A 17,229-nucleotide genomic window follows, 5' to 3' on the forward strand; every position below is an offset into this window, starting at 1 on the left:
CTAGCTCGCAGTTGTTGTCGTTATGAGGGCTCAAACCGACAACAACTGCGAGCTAGTTGGGGGAAGGGATGGGGGTGTTGTCTAGCTCGGCGAAGACGGCCTGGGCAGTCTTGAACGCGGTGTTGGCGGAGGGAACTCCGCAGTAGATGGCGGTCTGCAGCAGGATTTCCTTAATTTCGTCCCTGCTCAGCCCGTTCGTGATGGCCGCGCGGATGTGCATGGCCAGCTCCTCCCAGTGCCCGTGCGCCACCATTGCGGTGATCGTGACGGCAGAGCGCATTTGCCGAGTCAGGCCCGGCCGGGTCCAGATGCCTCCCCACGCGATCCGCGTGATCATGTCCTGGAAGTCCTCGGTGAAAGGATCCTTCTTGGCGTTGGCGCGGTCCACGTGGGCATCGCCAAGCACTTCACGGCGGACCACCATGCCGGCGTCGTAGATTTCCTGCGAGGTGGCGCCACGCTGGACAGCGCCTTGGGACGGATTGGCGCTCATTTGCCGGCCTCCGTCATGAAGGTCCGCATGAGCTCCGCGACGACGCCAGGCGCCTCCGCGGGGGCAAGGTGCCCGACGCCGTCGAGCCCCACGGAAACAGCGCCGCCTGCGCGGGTCCCCCTGTTGATGCCATCGGCGATTTCTTCAGCGAACGACGGCGGCGCAACAGTGTCCTCGACGCCGGCCAGCGCCTGCGTGGGGACGGTGATGCCGCCGAGCTCGGCGCGGACATCGAAACCAGCGAGGGCTTCGCAACAGAAGGCATAGCTGAAGCGGTCGGCGTCCCGCAGGACATGCAGGAGTCGGCTGCTGACCACCGGTTGGCGATCCATGAAACCCGGGGCGAACCAGCGCTGCGCGGAACCTTGAATCATCACGGCAGTACCCTGCGCGCGGACCGTCTCGGCACGCTCGAGCCACCCTTCCGGCGTGCCGATCTTCGCCCCGGTGCACTGCACGGACAGGCTCTTGAGGCGTTCGCCGTGCTTGATGCCCAATTGCAGGCCCGTTGCCCCGCCCAGGGAAACTCCCGCGTAGTGGAACACCGCGCCGGGCGCGATCGAATCCACCAGGTCCACCACCGCGTCGGCCAGTTCGGCCACGCTGAAAGTTTCGGCGGCCGCGGGCGAAACTCCATGGCCCGGAAGGTCCCAGCCGATGATGTCGAACTCCTCGCCCAGCAGGGTTGCTGTCTCGGTCCACAGCACCGTAGACGTTCCGAGCGAGTTTCCCACGACGAGGAGGGGCTTCTCCCCCAGGATGCGCTGCGGGGATAGCAACACGGCCTTGACGTTGGGCTTAGCCACGATCGGCTCCCTTCGGGTTGGGGTGTGAAAATTCCGGGTAAGCGGCCAGGATGCGGCGGCTGATTTCGACGGCCTCGCCGAGATAGTTGGCCGGCTCCAGCAGCGCCGTCAGTTCCTCGTCTGAGAGCTTGCTGGGCGGGACGGCCTCGCGAAGAAGCTTGGTGTAGATCCGGGGCTGCTCCGCTGCGGTCGCCTGGAGGGTCTCGTCGACGACGGCTTGCAGCCTTGCTTTCGCCTCACCTCGGTCCGCGCCAAGGAGTGGAGCAAGCGAGGACGCCACGGCTTCGCTGAGCAGCAATGGCCCGGAGATGTCCAGGTTGCGGCGCATCGCCTCGGGGAAGACGCGAAGTCCTTCGGCAAGCTCACGGAGCTGGATTGCGGCACCGAGAGCCAGCCGCAGCAATCCCCGCATAGCCTGCCATTCGCTGTGCCAGGCCCCGTCCGGGCGTTCATCGTTGAAGTTGGCCGCAGCCAGGTGCAGTTGCGCTGCCAAGCCTGGTGCCTGGAGCGCCGCACTGCGGATGAGCACAGACAGCACCGGGTTCTGCTTCTGCGGCATCGCGGAGGACACGCCACGGCCCGCGGCAAGCGGCTCCCCCAACTCGGCGACTTCGGGGCGGCTAAGGAACAGGAGATCCACAGCGATTTTGCCAAAGGAGTCCGTCAAGGACGCCAGAGCATCGCCGAGAGAGGTGACGGCCAGCCGGTCGGTATGCCACGGAGCGGGAACGTCAGCCAGACCCAGCTTCGCGGCCAGGTCATCTGCCAGCGCAAACGGGTTCGACGACGAACCTTCCGTCAGTACGGTGCCTGAGGCCAGGGTGCCGCCGGCCCCGCCGAACTGCACGGGCAACTGCAGCGATTCCAGGCGTCGCCCCGCTGCGGCCACCCCGTGGAACCACTGCGCCGCTTTGAGCCCGAAGGTATACGGCAGCGCGTGCTGGGTGAGGCTCCTGCCCACGCACAGCGTCTGGGCATGCTCCTCCGCCAAGGCGGCGAGCGACGTCGTCGTACTTCTAACTTCGACGAGAAGCGCCGAGACGACGCGGCGCGCCAGCAGCATCAGGGCAGAATCCAGAACGTCTTGGCTGGTCAGCGAGGTGTGTACGGCGGCCATCGCGCTGGCGTCCAGTTCTTTGACCCGGAGCCGGAGGTCGGCCAGCAACGGGATGACCGGGTTGGCGCCGCCTTGTGCGCGTTCAGCGATGGAAGCGACGTCGAAGGCGTCGTCGTCGGCAGCTTGCGCGACGACGGCGGCGGAACCAGCGGGCACGAGGCCCGCCTCGTCGAGCACCGACGCCCAGGCGGCCTCGACGTCAAGAATGGCCGCGACGACCGCACGGTCACTCGTCAGTGCCGCCACGGCGGGCGACGCCGAAACCGGGCTGAGTAGCCCGAAATCGCCGTCGCCACTCAATGGGAGGCGCCTTCGACGCGCTCGAAGTCGAGAAATACCGTCTCGTTCTCGCCCTGCAGGCGCAGGTCCCACGTGAGGCCGCCATCCGGATCGCGGCGGGCTATCAGGGTGCTGCGGCGCTCGGGGTCGAGGGAGCTGAGCAACGGATCGGCCGCGAGCGCTTCCTCGTTTTCCGGCAGGTAGATGCGGGTGAAGAGGCGGTTCATGAGGCCACGGGCAAAGACGGCCACTGAAATGAACGGAGCAGCTCCTGCTTCGGTGGGTCCGGGATTGACCGTGGTGAAGGTGAATACACCCGAGTTGCCTACCGCGGCGCGCCCCCACCCCGTGAAGGTGTAGCCGTCGCGGACCAAGGAGCCGGTGCGCTGGACCACGTTGCCTTCGGAGTCGGGCTGCCAAATCTCCAGGATCGCGTCCGGGATGGTTTCCCCGTTGCCGTCGTACACGGTGCCTTGCAGGCGGATGCTTCCGACGCTGCCCGGGGCAAGAAGCTCGTTGTCCTTATTGAAGGGGAGTGCGTAGCCGTAGAACGGGCCAACGGTCTGGCCGGGGGTGGGGATCAACTTGCTCATGTGCTTACTCCTCGTCTCCGGCGTCGCCAAAGGCTTCATTTTCGGTCCAGGTCCGCTTCGAGCCACTCAGGACGATGTCCCAGGTGTAGCCGAGCGCCCATTCGGGGCTTGTCAGATCGTGGTCGTACGTGGCCACGAGTCTGTCCCGGGCTTCTTGGTCCACAATCGACTGGTAGATGGGGTCCAGCGGGAACAACTGGTCGCCCGGGAAGTACATTTGCGTGACGATGCGCTGCGTGAAGTCCGTGCCGAACAGGGAGAAGTGGATGTGCGCCGGACGCCACGCGTTGAGGTGGTTTTTCCACGGGTAGGCGCCGGGATTGATGGAGGTGAAGCGGTAGGAGCCGTCAGCTCCGGTGATGCAGCGTCCGACACCCGTGAAGTTGGGGTCCAGTGGTGCCGGGTGCTGGTCACGCTTGTGGATGTAGCGGCCGGCAGCGTTGGCCTGCCAGATTTCCACGAGTTGGCCCACAACGGGGCGGCCGTCGCCGTCGAGCACTTTGCCTTGCACGATAATCCGCTCGCCCAGGGGTTCGCCATTGTGCTGGATGGTGAGGTCCGATTCCAAGGCATGCACGTCCTGGTGCCCGAACGCCGGCGAGTACAGTTCGATGGTCTCCGGGTCTGCGTGGTGCAGGCTCTTGGTGGGGTGGCGCAGGATGCTGCTGCGGTACGGAGCGAAGTCCAGGCGGGGCTGGGTCTCCGGTGCGGCACCGTCCTTGAGCGCCCGGGCGTATGCCTCGCCTATGGCCTTGATCTCGGCGCTGAGATCCGCTTGGGTTTCGGCAGCGGCGTCCGACGACGCGTGCCCGGCATGCGGTTCGGCCGCCGGTACGAGCTCGTCGTCTTGGTGGTTCCCGGCATTTGCGTCTAGCAGCACGGCCGGCTCCTTTCGGGTGGTTGCTTTCGTGGTTTCTGCTTGGGTTTCTAGTTGGGTTTCTGCTTAGCGGTGCAGGTTCTGGGCGTGAAGCGAGTCGTATTGGACGGCGTGCCGCACAGGGGCGTTGGGGGCGCCGTAGCCGTCGTAGTTGCCGCGGCGTTCCACCATTTCGAAGAACACGCTGCCCACGGTGGCGGTGTAGAAGTGGAGGAATTCACCGTTGGCATCCCTGTCGTAGAGAAGGTTCAGTTCCTTGAGGGTGGAAAGGAAGGCCGGGTCCAGGGCGAAACGTGCGTCCAGGTCCTCGTAATAGTTCGCTGGAATCTGGAGGAACTCCAACCCGCGTCCCTTCGCTGCCCGTGCCGTAGCCACGAGGTCGTCCACCGCGAAGGCGATGTGTTCCTGGTAACTCTTCCTCGGCCCAACGCCCTGCCGGCCGGGTTCTTGCTGGATGACAGGTGCAAGGTTCAGCACCAGGCGCACCGCGCGGTCGGCCGTCTGCATGACCTGCGATCGCACCAATCCGCTGGGGCTCGGCACTTCAGCAAACGGCTGGGGTTCGAGGGCGAGGGCACTCGTATAGAAGAGGACGGCTTCGTCGAAGTGCTGCCATGGCTGGGCGAGATTCACGTGGTCGATCACCGCCTGGGTTTCCGATGCAGAGTGCTCAAGACCCTCGCCAAACTCGCGGCTCTGCCCGAATTCGCTGGTCCAGGCCGCCGTGCCGTCCGGACTGCCTTGGCACAGGAAGATCTCCGTGGAATCCGGTGCGGCGATGCCTTGGAACACTTCCTCGTCCGCCTGGACTTTGCGCGGCACCACGGGGGCCTTCAGTTGTTGGGCGCGGGCCGAGGCAATCACTGGAGAGTCGACGTCGAACCCCAGCGCCGCGATGGCGGGCTCACTGTGCGACGGCGCTTGTTCGTTGATGACGACGCGCGCCTGTCCCATGGACCACAACTGCACGTCCTTGGTCCGGTGCCGGCCGTCGAATTCGAATCCGAGGCGGCCCAGCAGCGTTTCGAGCTGTGCGGGTTCATCGGTTTTGACTTCGGCGAAGTTGAATCCTGCCGGTTCGGCCACCTTAGGCAGTGTGGCCAGCTCCATGGGATAACGACGGCGGTTGGCGGCGTTATCCGGAACATCACCGTTCGCATCGAGCCACTTGGCGCTCTGTTCCTCGAGCCAGATCAGCGAACGCATCGCGTCGACGGCGGTGCGTTCCACATCCGATTGGCGGAAGACGTCGTTGAAGATCTCCAGGGACACCGGACCGGAGTAGCCTGCGCGGACTACGTGGCCCATGAACTTGGCCAGTTCGAATTGTCCTTCGCCTGGGAATACGCGGTAGTGGCGGCTCCAGGACAGCACATCCATGGAGAGCTTCGGAGCGTCGGCCACCTGGACGAAGAAGATCTTTTCAGGCTTGATGGCCTCGATGGGCGCCGTGTCCCAATCGCGGGAGAGGATATGGAAGGAATCCAGGCACGTGCCCAGGTTGGGGTGGTCCACGGCGTCCACGAGGCGGTGCGCACGCTCGTAGTCGCTGACGTATTTGCCCCAAGCGAGGGCCTCGTACGCTACTTTGACGCCATGGTTCTCCGCCAGTTCCGCGAGGCGGCCGAGCTGCTCGGCCCGGAGCTCGTCGTCGTCGATCGTGGCGGTTCCCACATTGGTGCACACGAGGATGGTATCCATGCCCAGGCGGGACATGAGCTTGAACTTGGCGTCGGCCCGTCGCAGGTTCTCCCGCAGGATGTTCTCGGGGACGCTGTCGAAGTCGCGGAACGGTTGGTATAGGTCAAGACCCAGTCCCAGGTCCGCGGCCATTTTCCGCACGTCCTCGGGGCTCAGGGGGGAGGTGACGAGGTCCTGTTCGAAGATCTCGATGCCGTCGAAGCCCGCGATTGCGCAGGCCTGCATCTTTTCCTTGAGCGTGCCGGAGAGGCAGACGGTAGCGATTCCCGTGCGCATCAGTGCCCCGCTCCAGCGAGCGCCTTGTCAGCCTTCGATTCTTCAGCCATGGATTCTTCGGCGTTTACCAGCTCCAGGAAATGTGACCGCATCCGTTCCGGATCGGCGTCGCGGCCAGTGAAGATGCGGAAAGCGTCGGCGGCCTGCCCCACGGCCATGCGTCCGCCGTCGAGCACGCGGCAGCCCTTGGCCCGGGCCTGGAGAACCAGCTGGGTTTCGATGGGACGGTAGACGATGTCGGCTACCCAGTGGCGGGGTTCCACGAGGGACATGTCCAGTGGGAGGCCGGGATGTGCGGCCATGCCCACTGGAGTGCAGTGCACCAGACCGTCGGCGAGCAGCATGAGCTGCGGGAGCTCCGCCGTCGTGCGCGCCGCGACGGTGCTGTCAGGGAACAGGGCGGCGAGTTCCGCCGCCCGTTCGGCGCCGCGCGCGGGGTCCACGTCCACAAGGTCCAGCGTCTTGACCCCTGCGGAGAGCAGCGCGTAGGCGACGGCGGAGCCGGCACCCCCGGCGCCTAGCTGAACGACGCGTTCCAGGGCTGCGTCGGGGAGTCCGTTGGCCAAAGCTGAACCGAAACCGGAAAAGTCCGTGTTGTGGCCGATGAAGCGGCCGTTCTGGATCAGCACGGTGTTCACCGCGCCGAGCCGCCTTGCGTCCTCGGAAACCTCGTCCAGGAAGGGCAGGACGAGTTGTTTGCACGGATGCGTGATGTTGAGGCCGTTGTAACCGAGCCGGAAAGCTGCGGTCAGCAAATCGCCGACGGCGGAGCCGGGCAGGGAGAGCTCCAGCAGGTCGATGGGCCGGTACAGGTAGCGGAGCCCCTGTACGTCGGCCTCCCTCTCATGCATGGGCGGCGTCAGCGAAGGCGATACGCCTTCACCGATCAGGCCCACCAAGAAGGATTCGGCTCGGTTGCTCATGCTCATTGCTCCTTTGACAACTGCACCCGCGGGTTGGCTCTCTCTGGATCGCATTGAGTCATCCAAAGTGGGCTGCTCCGCCGGTGGTATGAATCAGACTACACAAAATGTTCACATATTGCACTAGTGTTCTTATCGCGAACAAAAGTGATTGCCGCTGACGCTTCAGCGTTGCGGTAAACGGTCGGCAAGCTCGGACGCCGCACTCTTCAGCAAGGGAACCACCGCCACCAACTGCTCCACGCTCATCCGGAAAACAGGGACTGCGGTGGCAAGTGCCGCGAAGGCGACACCCTGGGAATTGAGGACAGGAACGGCGACGGCCCGCATGCCCACCTCGTTCTCCTCGTCCATGATGGCGTAGCCCTGGCGCCGGACCTTCTCGATTTCCAGGCGGAAGACGTCGCGATCGGTGATGGAGGACTCCGTGAGGGGCTCCAGCTCAAGCTCTTCCACCAGCTGCCGCCGCTCGTCGTCGTCCGCGAAGGCAACCAGCGCCTTCCCGACGGCGGTGGTGTGCAGCATTCCAAGATGCCCCGGATCGCTGGTGACCCGGAACATCTGGGGACCGTCCACCTTGTTGACCGTGAGGTGGTGATGGCCATCCCGGACCGAGAGGATGGTGGCCTCGCCGGTCCCCTCCGTCACGCGCTGCAGAATGGGCCGGGCCGTTCCCGCAAAGCCATGGTGGTTGGACACCCGCTGCCCGAGCTGGAAGACGCGGAGGCCCAAGTGATACCGGCGGCCATCGGGCTCGTAGTCCACGAATCCGTCCCGAGTCAGGGATCCGAGCAGGCGGTAAGTGGTACTGAACGGCAGCTCCGCTTGGCGGGCGAGGTCGGACGCACTGGCGCCCTTCGGCTCATTGCCCAGCAAAACGAGGAGGCCCAGGGCCTTGCCGATCATGTCGGTCTTTGTGTCTTCCTTCACATCCATAGCTAAAGATTGCCACATCGTGAGAGTTATATCTAGATGGTGAGTAAATATCTTGACAAGTGACTACGCTCACAGCCATCATTGCTGTATCGCACAAGTAGCTCTCACAATGTGGCTACAGTGTGAGGCCGCTGCCGGACCCACCCCAGTGTTCGGGAACGCAATATTCAGCCAGATGCGACATCGCCGTCACACTAAGGAACACCATGAGTCACACGATCCCGTCTACGACGCCGGGCACTGCCACGGCAGGAACGCCGAAGAAGGCCGCCCTCGCCAGCTTCCTCGGCAGCGCCGTCGAGTACTACGACTTCTTCATCTTCGGTTCAGCCGCGGCCCTGATCTTCCCGCACGTCTTCTTCCCCAGCGCCGACGCCAACGCCGCCATCATGTCCTTCGCGACCTTCGGCTTCGCCTACGTGGCTCGGCCGGTCGGCGCCATCATCCTGGGACACTTCGGCGATCGTATCGGCCGCCAGCGCGTGCTGATGTTCACACTGGTGCTCATGGGCGGTGCGACCTTCATCATTGGCTGCCTCCCCGACTTCAAGGCCATCGGTTGGTGGGCTCCTGCGCTGCTGGTCTTCGCCCGCCTTTGCCAGGGCCTCTCCGCTGCGGGCGAGCAAGCCGGTGCGTCCTCCATGACGCTGGAACATGCCCCGGACAACCGCCGCTCCTTCTTTACCTCCTGGACCCTCACGGGAACCCAGGGCGGGCAGATCCTCGCGGCATTGGTCTTCATCCCCGTCGTCGCCCTGCCGGACGAGGTCAAGTACGGCATCGGCTGGCGTATCCCGTTCTGGCTCAGCGCCGTGGTGGTCCTGGTAGCGTTCTTCATCCGCCGCACCCTGCACGAACCGCCGGCATTCGCCGAGGCCAAGAAGAACAACCAGATCGCCAAGCTGCCGGTGGCCGACCTCCTCCGGCAGCACTGGGCAGACGTCCTGCGCGTTGTCTGCTGCGCCTTCATCTCCGCCGTGAGCACCGTCTTCGGCACCTTGGCCATCGCTTACGCCAAAGACGTGGCCCACGTAAACAGCACCATCACCCTGTGGCTCGTCGTGGCAGCCAACATCGTGGCCCTCGGTACCCAGCCGGTCTTCGGCAAGGTCGCTGACCGGATCGGCCGCAAGCCCGTCTTCATCTACGGCGCCATAGCCAGCGCCATCATGACGCCGGTGTTCTTCCTGACCCTCGAGTCCGGAAACGTGCCCCTCATGTTCCTGGTCTCCGTGGTGTACTTCGCTCTCGGATACGCCGCCGCGAACGCTGTGTGGCCCTCCTTCTACGGCGAGATGTTCAGCACCAGGGTCCGCTTCTCCGGTTTGGCCATCGGCACCCAGATCGGCTTCCTCATGGCCGGCTTCGCCCCGACAATCGTCACCGCGATGGGCGGCACCAAAGCCGGCGGCTGGGTCCAGACCAGCATCTTCACCGGCATCATCTGCGTGATCGCAGCGGTCGCCGCGATGACTGCCCGGGAATCCTTCAAGACCCCGACGGCGGAACTCGGCCTCAAGTAAGTCCCTCGCCTCACCTCCAATCCATTGCCCCGCTCCCCGGCCGTTTCGCCGGTAGGCGGGGCAATGGATTTTTTTGGCTACCGAAGTCTTACCCACGGCTAACCCTGCCGAAATCCCCCTGCAACATTGGCCCGCCACACTGGAATGGCCGGCAAACGCTGGCAGCTCCAGCCAGGGAGGCCAACCATGTTGAAGGACCTATCAACCCAGCCCACAAGAGTCCGCGCACTTGACCAGTTGCACCGCGGCGACCAAATCGAAGCCCGCCTTTCCGTCGGACCCTCCTACGATGACGTGGTCATCCGCAGGGGCAGCGTCCAGGAAACGGCTCCGGGCATCGGCGTCGTCTGGATCATGGATCAGCTGAGCGGCCTGCGCAAGGCCATCAATACCGACGAATGCACCGTCTGGCGAGTGGCCTGACCTGGCCCCGAACCGCTCAGCCGCCAGCCACGGACTGGATGATCAAGACCTCCTGGCCGGCCGCAACCTCAGTATCCAGACCTTTCAGACGCCGGACCTCCTCGCCATTCACGTAAATATTCACGTAGCGGCGGAGGGAGCCGGTTTCATCCCGGAGCCTCCGGGCCAGCACCGGGTAGTCCCCGGTCACCGCGTCGAGCAAGCTTTCCACGGTTACAGCTCCGTCGGCGGGCGCAGTCAGGTAGGACTGCCCGCCGGCGAGTGGCTGGAGGACGCTGGGCAAAACCACGGTGATATCGGGCAAGGTCCGTCCTAGGCCGGCAGGGCAGATGCCGCAGAGGCAGCGGCCACTTCGGCGGCCAGGCCACCTGAGACAACGGCAGCCCGGACGCACAAAACATCAGGCAAGTGAGAGGCAACTTCAATGAAAGTCTCGCCTTCGTCGGCACTGGCGTAGACCGAGCCACCGCGTGTTCCGAAGTACACCCCGACGGGTTCGGCCGAATCCACCGCGGCCGCGTCACGGAGCACGGTGTTGTATTCATGGTCCGGGAGGCCCACATCCAGGCGTTTCCAGGTCTTCCCGGCGTCGTCGGTGCGGTGTACCGCCAGCCGACCATCCGGCGGAATCCGCTCGCTATCGGCCTTGATCGGGACCACCCAGGCGGTACCTTCGCGGCGGGGGTGGGTGAGCATCACGAAGCCGAAATCGGCTGGCAGCCCGTCCGCGATGGAGATCCAGTTCTCGCCGTTGTCGTCCGTGCGGTACACGCCGTGGTGGTTCTGCGCGTAAAGCCGGCCTTCGATGGCGGCATCCGCGGCGATTTTGTGCACGCATTGGCCGAACTCCGGGTAGGGATCCGGCATGAAACGGGCAGTAATCCCCTTGTTGCGGGCCTCCCAGGAGGCCCCGCCGTCGAGCGATCTGTAAACCCCGCCGGTGCTCATGGCGACGTGGACGTTCTCCCCGGAAGGGTTGACCACGATCGAGTGGGCGGCAGCGCCGCCGTACCCTGCCCCCCATTCGCTGCGATGGGGGTGATCCCACAGTCCCCGGTTCAGCTCGAAGTGCTCGCCCCCGTCCGTCGATTTCCAGACCGAGATCGGTTCGCAACCGGCCCAGACGACGCCGGGCCGGGACGCCGAATCGGGGTAGATCTGCCAGATCCGCTCCAGCGCGGCCCCAGTGTCCTCGGGGAATTTGATGGCGCCTTGTTCGGGCTCGCTCCAGGTGGCGCCTAGGTCATCGGAGTGGGCCACGGTAGGCCCCCAGTGTTCGGATCGCACGCCCACCATGATCCGGGGAGTGTCCCCACGGGTGTCGATCCCGATGCTGGGGATCTCGCTCATGAGGAAGTGCGGACCGGAGAGGGACCAGTCTTTACGGTCTGTGCTGCGCGCCAGCCACAGTCCCTTTTTGGTCCCGATCGCCAAGACATAACTCTCTGCGGTAGCCATGAACCCCATGCAACCATTCCCGCGCGGGAGCCGCAACGGTTTTGCGGATCGGTCGAGGAAACCGGTTCAGTCCACGAACTCGGACTGCGTCTCGATGAAGTCCCAGTCTGCATCACTCAGGCCGCCGGCCAAGTCATCAAGGTGCGGGCCGCCGGCATCGGCGATACATTGCAGAACTTCCTGCGGAAGTTCCGTGGAACGGAGGTTTTCGCGCAACCATTCCTTGCTCTTGAGGTCTATGTCCAGCCACCACATGAAGATCTCCACGTGGACCACCCCTTCCTGTGCAAGTTAACGCTAGGCCCGCGCAGGGTGCTCTACAAGGGGCGTCGTTCAAACACCGGATCCGGCCGCAGATTCAGGCCCGTAAAAAGTAAAGTGAAAGTAGTTATTCGGATTGGTAGCGGAGGGCAGTCAGGGCACGTAAGCTAATTGTCAGCAGGAAGCAAAGAACCTGCTCCAAAGTCCGCTCCGGAGTGCGTATCCCCCAATAACGCACTCCGGAGCTCTTTGTTTAAGCCCCCCAATCCCCGAGCTTGGTGGCACTATTGGGTGATGCCCTTCATGCGCGTTCCAAGGCTCAAGAAGATGCCTCACCGAAAAGAACGCCAAGCGACCCGGCTGGCGTCGGCTTCGACCGGATGGTGGCTGCTGATCGTCATATTTGTCGAGGCCGCGGTAGCCCTGTCTATTCGCCTGCCCATGGCTCTTGGATACCCGCCGTGGGGAGGCATCGACGATTCCACGGCCTTCCCTGGTCTTCTTTCGCTGCTGGTAGTGCCCCTGGTGGTCCTGGCAGCATGGCGCCTCGTGCGGCAGCAACAGCAGGAACGAAGCCAAGCATTCCGCACCTCCCATTTGATGGACACTGCCCTGCGCGTAAGCCTCGACTGGCTATGGGCCATCGGCCCCGACGGCCGGTTCACCTTCTGCAGTGCGGGCTGCAAGGACATCACCGGATACGAACCGGCCGAGCTGCTGGGAAGGCACATGACCGCGGTGATCGACCGCGCCGATTTGACGGAAGCCCGGGAAGACTGGAAAGCCAGGGAAGACGGGGACTCCTCATGGTCCCGGGTGGTCACGGTATGCCGCCACCGGAATGGCAGCCGGGTCTTGGTGGACGTGTCCGGGAGGCCAGTGCGTGATCGGGAAGGCAAGGCTCGCGGCTTTGAGGGTAACTCTCGCATCCTGGACGCACAGTCCGCGTTGTCCCGCGCGGCAGCCACTGCCCGCACCAGGGAATTGCTCACGGGGGACTCGCTCACGACGGCTTTCCAACCGATCACATCGTTGGAAACGGGCAACGTCGTCGGAGTGGAAGCCTTGACACGATTCGGCGGACGGGCGGGAGCATCCACTGAAGTTCGTTTTATTGAGGCGGCTTCCATCGGACTGGATATCGAACTTGAAATCCTTGCGTTCCGGACCGCGTTGGCCTCCGCACGCGGACTTCCGCCGGGACTGTACGTGGGTGCGAATCTCTCGCCACGTTCGTGTCTTGACCCTCGGTTTGCGGCCGCATTGAGAGAATCCGCCCTCCCCCTGCACCGCATCGTGCTTGAACTCACCGAGCGCCACGAAGTCTGCGACTATGAACCGCTCGCTGAAGCACTGGCACCGCTGCGTCGCGCGGGCCTGCGAATCGCCGTCGACGACGCCGGAGCGGGTTTTGCTTCCATGCGCCACATCCTGCAGCTCAAGCCGGAGCTGATCAAGCTTGATCGCGGGATCATCGCGGGAATCGACGCAGATCCGGGACAGCGGGCCCTGGGAGCCGCAATGGTTGGTTTTTCCTCGGAAATAGGAGCAACCCTAGTGGCCGAAGGGATCGAGACCGAAGCCGAGTTGGCTGCGGTCGCCAAGCTCGGGATGACCGCGGCGCAAGGCTACCTGCTCGGCCGCCCCTCGCTCCGACCCGAAGACTGGGCAGAGTGGGGCAATGAGTCGGCGGGTTCGAGATGGCAAAGAGTAGGATCGACAACCACCGAACAACCATGACCGCCACCAGTGCCCGGAACGATCAGGAGATTCCCATGCAGCCCCGCATCCATGTAACCAGCGTCTTTGTCGACGATCAGGACAAGGCACTGGCCTTCTATACCGGGAAACTGGGATTCGTTCCCAAGGCGGACGTGCCCGCCGGGGACTACCGGTGGCTGACGGTTGTTGGCGCCGGAGAACCCGAAGGCGTTGAACTACTCCTTGAACCGGACCAGCACCCTGCTGCGAAGACCTACAAACAGGCACTCGTCGCCGATGGAATTCCCGCGGCCTCGTTCGCGGTGGATGACGTCGCTTCAGCCCACCAGGAACTCCAAGCCTTGGGCGTGACCTTCATGCAACCGCCAACGCCCATGGGTCCCGTGGTTACGGCAGTCCTGGATGACACTTGCGGTAACCTCATCCAGCTAGTGAGCCGGCCAGGAAGCTGACGCTGGACACCCTGTCACTAGATTGATATACCCCCAGGGGGTACTTGTATTGATACCCCCTGGGGGTATATCGTAATGATATGAGCAAGGCAGACCTGCAAATCAACCCCCCGGTCATCGAGCTTGAGCCTGCAGCCGTGCACGGATACTCAGCCAATAAGGACGCCTACCTGCGCCGCCTGAAACGCATCGAGGGTCAGGTCCGCGGCATTGCCCGCATGGTGGAGGAGGACAAATACTGCATCGATATCCTCACCCAGGTTGCTGCCGCCACCAAGGCCTTGCACGCCGTCAGCTTAGGACTCGTCGAAGAACATATCGGACACTGCGTAGCGGGCGCCGCCTCCGAGGCAGACCCGGAAATCCGTGCGGAGAAAATCGACATCAAAGTCAAGGAGGCTGCTGATGCCATCGGGCGCCTGCTGCGGTAATCCCGCCAGCACCCACCACACCATCCAACTCACCACCAAGGAGTACGCCATGGGCCACACTGCAACCATCCAGACGAACGTCAGCGTTTCCGGCATGACCTGCGGGCACTGCGTTTCAGCCGTCAGCGAGGAAATCGAGTCCTTGGCCGGCGTGGAGAATGTCGAGATCGATCTGAATGACGGGGGAATCTCCACAGTCACCATCACCTCCACCCAGGAGTTGTCGCCGTCGGAGATCGGCGAAGCCATCGCCGAAGCCGGCTACTTGGTAGTCGCCAACGAGGCCTAGGGGCCAATGTGAACAATCAGGACATCCTCCATCAGTCGGGCACGCGCATCATCGAACTCGACATCGAGGGGATGACTTGCGCATCGTGCGTTGCCCGTGTGGAACGGAAACTGGGCAAGCTCGACGGCGTGGAGGCCTCCGTCAACCTCCCGCTCGAATCAGCCCAGGTAATAGTCCCGGCCGACGTCACGGACCAACAAATCGTGGACACGGTCAACGCAACGGGCTACAAAGCCCGGATCCACGAATCGAGGCCAAACCCCCCGCTTACCGAGCCCCATGTCATGGCGGTCGACCACGCGGGACACATGGCTGGCGACCACATGCATCACGGCCCTGCTGCGCGCCAGCTGAAACCACGGCTGATTACGGCCGCACTCCTGACCGTCCCGGTCTTCGCCATCTCGATGGTCCCGGCGTTGCAGTTCCCGCAGTGGGGCTGGGTCGCGGCCGTCCTGGCACTTCCGGTGGTGAGTTGGGCTGCTTGGCCCTTCCATCGCGCCGCCGCAATCAACGCCCGCCATTTCGCCTCCACTATGGACACGCTCGTCTCCATTGGAGTCCTGGCCGCGTACCTCTATTCGGCGTGGCAGCTTTTCGCCGACCCCATGATCAATGAACACCCTGGCATGGAGTCCATGGGCGGCGGGCTGTACTTCGAAGTGGCCGCAGTGGTTACTACGTTCCTGCTTCTCGGCCGCTATCTCGAGGCCAACGCCAAGGCCAAAGCCGGGGATGCCCTCAAGGCCCTCCTCGATCTGGGGGCCAAGGACGCAACGGTGCTCCGCGACGGCGTCGAGCACAAGATCCCGGCCGAACAACTCCTGGCCGGCGACATCTTCGTGGTTCGACCCGGAGAGAAGATCGCCACCGACGGCGTCGTGACGAGCGGTGCATCTGCCATAGACGCTTCATTGGTCACCGGCGAATCCGTTCCCGTCGAGGCCGGACCCGGCAGCCAGGTCACAGGCGCCACCATCAACACCTCGGGCCGGCTGTTGATCAGAGCCACTCGGGTCGGTTCCGACACCACACTCGCACAAATGGGACGCTTGGTGAGTCAGGCACAGACGGGCAAAGCCCCGATCGCGCGGCTTGCCGATCGCATCAGTGCCGTCTTCGTTCCGGTGGTTCTGCTCATTGCCGTTGTCACCTTCGTTTTCTGGCTCGCCCTGAGCGGGGACCTCAACGCCTCGTTCACGGCGGCCGTGGCTGTGCTCGTGATTGCCTGCCCGTGTGCGCTTGGACTCGCCACACCTGTCGGCCTCCTCACCGGAACCGGCCGTGGGGCCCAGCTCGGCATCCTCATCAAGGGTCCACAGGTACTTGAAGATACGCGCACGGTGGACGCCATCCTGCTGGACAAGACGGGCACCGTCACCAGCGGCAAGCTGGCCGTCGGGCACACGCTGGCCTTGGACGGCCGCTCCCCTGCCGACGTCCTGTCTCTCGCGGGCGCTATTGAGGCAGCATCCGAGCACCCCATCGCCCATGCCATTGCCGTTGCCGCACAGTCCGCAGTGCCCGACGCCGGCCCGCTCCCTGCCGTGAAGGACTTCAATTCAGCCCCGGGCGGCGGAGTCCGCGGGATAGTTGCGCTGAACGGAACCGGCGCTGAACGCACTGTCGTGGTGGGCAGGACGGGCTGGTTGGAACACAACGGCATCTTCCCCGGCGACGCTCAACGCCAAGCACTGGCCACCGAGGAAACCGGTGGCGCTACGGCCATTTGGGTTGCTGTGGACGGGAAGCCCGCAGGAATCATCACGCTACGGGACTCCATCAAAGCAAGCTCGGCCGCTGCGATCGAGAGGCTCAAGGAGCTTGGAATCCGCCCCCTGCTGCTGACCGGAGACAACGCCGCGGTGGCCGCACAAGTGGCTTCCGCCGTCGGGATTGCCCCGGAAGATGTGTTCGCCGGTGTGCTGCCGGAAGGAAAAGTGGACGCGGTCAAGAAACTCCAAGCCCAGGGCTTCACGGTGGCAATGGCCGGGGACGGGGTCAACGATGCCGCAGCTTTGGCGCAAGCCGACCTCGGGATCGCCATGGGATCGGGGACGGACGTGGCCATTGAGGCCTCGGACCTGACCGTGATGGGCAGCGATCTCGGCCAGCTGGTGCAAGCCATCGAGCTGTCCCGGAAGACGCTCAGCACCATCAAGACGAACCTGTTCTGGGCCTTTTTCTACAACGCCATCGGCATCCCGGTGGCGGCGTTGGGATTGCTCAACCCCATGATCGCCGGCGCGGCCATGGCTGCAAGCTCGGTCCTGGTGGTCGCGAACTCGCTTCGGCTGCGGTCCTTCGCAAAGTAGCCTCTGCCTCCCCAACTAGCTCGCATTTGTTGTCGCTTTCGAGGCTCAAAACGACACCAAATGCGAGTCAGTTGGGCGTCTAGGCCGTTCCGAAACGAACAGCGGACCGCGCCTTGGCCTTGGCCGCCTCCTCGTCGCGGTTCCGAGCAGGCGCGTGGGTGACCAGGGAATCAAGCAGATGCTGGGTGATGTGCGCGATCTCGTGGACGGCTTCGGCGAAAGCCTCCTCGTTGGCTTTGGACGGCTTTGTACTTCCACTGATCTTGCGCACGTATTGCAAGGCTGCGGCTTCCACCTCCGCCGAGGTGGCTCGTGGCTCGAAATTGTGAAGGGTGTGGATGTTGCGGCACATAC

General features: G+C 64.0%; 19 protein-coding genes. 7 read left to right on the plus strand and 12 right to left on the minus strand.

The window, feature by feature from the left end; all coding sequences use genetic code 11:
• Positions 1–52: 52 nt before the first annotated feature.
• From pcaC to A3M3_RS0120090, 8 genes are all read right to left on the minus strand, one after another.
• Complete coding sequence (pcaC, locus tag A3M3_RS0120055) at positions 53–493, minus strand: 4-carboxymuconolactone decarboxylase (RefSeq protein ID WP_028267832.1); 441 nt, start codon at positions 491–493, stop codon at positions 53–55.
• A complete protein-coding gene (locus tag A3M3_RS0120060; protein WP_028267833.1) occupies positions 490–1,299 on the minus strand; it encodes an alpha/beta fold hydrolase in 810 nt (269 codons plus the stop codon). Before A3M3_RS0120060 ends, pcaC begins: the two co-directional genes overlap by 4 nt.
• On the minus strand, positions 1,292–2,716 hold the full coding sequence (locus tag A3M3_RS0120065; RefSeq protein WP_028267834.1) for a lyase family protein: 1,425 nt from the start codon (positions 2,714–2,716) through the stop codon (positions 1,292–1,294). Before A3M3_RS0120065 ends, A3M3_RS0120060 begins: the two co-directional genes overlap by 8 nt.
• Positions 2,713–3,288 carry a protocatechuate 3,4-dioxygenase subunit alpha gene (gene pcaG / locus A3M3_RS0120070; RefSeq protein ID WP_028267835.1) on the minus strand — a complete coding sequence of 192 codons (576 nt, stop codon included), beginning with the start codon at positions 3,286–3,288 and terminating at the stop codon, positions 2,713–2,715. Before pcaG ends, A3M3_RS0120065 begins: the two co-directional genes overlap by 4 nt.
• A 4-nt stretch (positions 3,289–3,292) precedes the next feature.
• On the minus strand, positions 3,293–4,165 hold the full coding sequence (pcaH, locus tag A3M3_RS0120075) for a protocatechuate 3,4-dioxygenase subunit beta (protein WP_028267836.1): 873 nt from the start codon (positions 4,163–4,165) through the stop codon (positions 3,293–3,295).
• Positions 4,166–4,231: 66 nt separating this feature from the next.
• Positions 4,232–6,142, minus strand: a complete 1,911-nt coding sequence (locus tag A3M3_RS0120080) for a bifunctional sugar phosphate isomerase/epimerase/4-hydroxyphenylpyruvate dioxygenase family protein (RefSeq protein ID WP_028267837.1) — start codon at positions 6,140–6,142, stop codon at positions 4,232–4,234.
• Entirely contained in the window at positions 6,142–7,065 is a 924-nt protein-coding gene (locus A3M3_RS0120085) for a shikimate dehydrogenase (protein WP_028267838.1), read from the minus strand. Before A3M3_RS0120085 ends, A3M3_RS0120080 begins: the two co-directional genes overlap by 1 nt.
• A 165-nt stretch (positions 7,066–7,230) precedes the next feature.
• Positions 7,231–8,001 carry an IclR family transcriptional regulator gene (locus A3M3_RS0120090; protein ID WP_028267839.1) on the minus strand — a complete coding sequence of 257 codons (771 nt, stop codon included), beginning with the start codon at positions 7,999–8,001 and terminating at the stop codon, positions 7,231–7,233.
• Positions 8,002–8,207: 206 nt separating this feature from the next.
• Between A3M3_RS0120090 and A3M3_RS0120095 the strand changes: the two genes are divergently transcribed.
• Together A3M3_RS0120095 and A3M3_RS0120100 are read left to right on the plus strand one after the other, a co-directional pair.
• Positions 8,208–9,524, plus strand: a complete 1,317-nt coding sequence (locus A3M3_RS0120095; RefSeq protein WP_028267840.1) for an MFS transporter — start codon at positions 8,208–8,210, stop codon at positions 9,522–9,524.
• A gap of 186 nt (positions 9,525–9,710) precedes the next feature.
• Positions 9,711–9,947, plus strand: coding sequence for a hypothetical protein (locus A3M3_RS0120100; RefSeq protein WP_028267841.1), 237 nt, complete (start codon positions 9,711–9,713; stop codon positions 9,945–9,947).
• Positions 9,948–9,963: 16 nt separating this feature from the next.
• On the opposite strand, the gene A3M3_RS0120105 is transcribed toward A3M3_RS0120100, so the two are convergent.
• Genes A3M3_RS0120105 through A3M3_RS0120115 form a run of 3 tightly spaced genes read right to left on the minus strand, consistent with a single transcriptional unit; the run spans position 9,964 to position 11,672 of the window.
• Entirely contained in the window at positions 9,964–10,251 is a 288-nt protein-coding gene (locus A3M3_RS0120105) for a MoaD/ThiS family protein (RefSeq protein ID WP_028267842.1), read from the minus strand.
• 8 nt (positions 10,252–10,259) lie between these two features.
• On the minus strand, positions 10,260–11,414 hold the full coding sequence (locus A3M3_RS0120110; protein WP_051423425.1) for a WD40/YVTN/BNR-like repeat-containing protein: 1,155 nt from the start codon (positions 11,412–11,414) through the stop codon (positions 10,260–10,262).
• Between the two features lie 57 nt (positions 11,415–11,471).
• On the minus strand, positions 11,472–11,672 hold the full coding sequence (locus A3M3_RS0120115; protein ID WP_028267844.1) for a hypothetical protein: 201 nt from the start codon (positions 11,670–11,672) through the stop codon (positions 11,472–11,474).
• A 321-nt stretch (positions 11,673–11,993) separates the two neighbouring features.
• Between A3M3_RS0120115 and A3M3_RS28620 the strand changes: the two genes are divergently transcribed.
• From A3M3_RS28620 to A3M3_RS0120140, 5 genes are all read left to right on the plus strand, one after another.
• Positions 11,994–13,406 (plus strand): sensor domain-containing phosphodiesterase, encoded by a 1,413-nt coding sequence (locus tag A3M3_RS28620; protein ID WP_231497374.1) that lies wholly within the window; start codon positions 11,994–11,996, stop codon positions 13,404–13,406.
• A 35-nt stretch (positions 13,407–13,441) separates the two neighbouring features.
• Entirely contained in the window at positions 13,442–13,840 is a 399-nt protein-coding gene (locus tag A3M3_RS0120125) for a VOC family protein (RefSeq protein WP_028267845.1), read from the plus strand.
• An 80-nt stretch (positions 13,841–13,920) separates the two neighbouring features.
• Positions 13,921–14,271 carry a metal-sensitive transcriptional regulator gene (locus tag A3M3_RS0120130; protein WP_028267846.1) on the plus strand — a complete coding sequence of 117 codons (351 nt, stop codon included), beginning with the start codon at positions 13,921–13,923 and terminating at the stop codon, positions 14,269–14,271.
• A 49-nt stretch (positions 14,272–14,320) separates the two neighbouring features.
• On the plus strand, positions 14,321–14,560 hold the full coding sequence (locus tag A3M3_RS0120135; RefSeq protein ID WP_028267847.1) for a heavy-metal-associated domain-containing protein: 240 nt from the start codon (positions 14,321–14,323) through the stop codon (positions 14,558–14,560).
• 71 nt (positions 14,561–14,631) lie between these two features.
• Positions 14,632–16,875: a heavy metal translocating P-type ATPase gene (locus A3M3_RS0120140; protein ID WP_442853131.1), complete on the plus strand. Its 2,244-nt coding sequence runs from the start codon at positions 14,632–14,634 to the stop codon at positions 16,873–16,875.
• Between the two features lie 79 nt (positions 16,876–16,954).
• Here A3M3_RS0120140 and A3M3_RS0120145 read toward each other — a convergent pair whose 3' ends face one another.
• Positions 16,955–17,227, minus strand: a complete 273-nt coding sequence (locus tag A3M3_RS0120145) for a DUF2277 domain-containing protein (protein WP_028267849.1) — start codon at positions 17,225–17,227, stop codon at positions 16,955–16,957.
• Positions 17,228–17,229: the final 2 nt, after the last annotated feature.

Source organism: Arthrobacter sp. MA-N2, from assembly GCF_000517125.1.
In the GTDB taxonomy this organism is placed as follows: domain Bacteria; phylum Actinomycetota; class Actinomycetes; order Actinomycetales; family Micrococcaceae; genus Arthrobacter; species Arthrobacter methylotrophus.

Coding starts and splice junctions, on each gene's coding strand:
- A3M3_RS0120100 (WP_028267841.1), top strand. CDS start 9,711: ATGTTGAAGGACCTATCAACCCAGCCCACAAGAGTCCGCGCACTTGAC.
- A3M3_RS0120110 (WP_051423425.1), bottom strand. CDS start 11,414: ATGGGGTTCATGGCTACCGCAGAGAGTTATGTCTTGGCGATCGGGACC.
- A3M3_RS0120145 (WP_028267849.1), bottom strand. CDS start 17,227: ATGTGCCGCAACATCCACACCCTTCACAATTTCGAGCCACGAGCCACC.
- A3M3_RS0120135 (WP_028267847.1), top strand. CDS start 14,321: ATGGGCCACACTGCAACCATCCAGACGAACGTCAGCGTTTCCGGCATG.
- A3M3_RS0120130 (WP_028267846.1), top strand. CDS start 13,921: ATGAGCAAGGCAGACCTGCAAATCAACCCCCCGGTCATCGAGCTTGAG.
- A3M3_RS0120125 (WP_028267845.1), top strand. CDS start 13,442: ATGCAGCCCCGCATCCATGTAACCAGCGTCTTTGTCGACGATCAGGAC.
- A3M3_RS0120085 (WP_028267838.1), bottom strand. CDS start 7,065: ATGAGCAACCGAGCCGAATCCTTCTTGGTGGGCCTGATCGGTGAAGGC.
- A3M3_RS0120080 (WP_028267837.1), bottom strand. CDS start 6,142: ATGCGCACGGGAATCGCTACCGTCTGCCTCTCCGGCACGCTCAAGGAA.
- A3M3_RS28620 (WP_231497374.1), top strand. CDS start 11,994: ATGCCTCACCGAAAAGAACGCCAAGCGACCCGGCTGGCGTCGGCTTCG.
- pcaC (WP_028267832.1), bottom strand. CDS start 493: ATGAGCGCCAATCCGTCCCAAGGCGCTGTCCAGCGTGGCGCCACCTCG.
- A3M3_RS0120095 (WP_028267840.1), top strand. CDS start 8,208: ATGAGTCACACGATCCCGTCTACGACGCCGGGCACTGCCACGGCAGGA.
- A3M3_RS0120090 (WP_028267839.1), bottom strand. CDS start 8,001: ATGGATGTGAAGGAAGACACAAAGACCGACATGATCGGCAAGGCCCTG.
- pcaG (WP_028267835.1), bottom strand. CDS start 3,288: ATGAGCAAGTTGATCCCCACCCCCGGCCAGACCGTTGGCCCGTTCTAC.
- A3M3_RS0120140 (WP_442853131.1), top strand. CDS start 14,632: ATGACTTGCGCATCGTGCGTTGCCCGTGTGGAACGGAAACTGGGCAAG.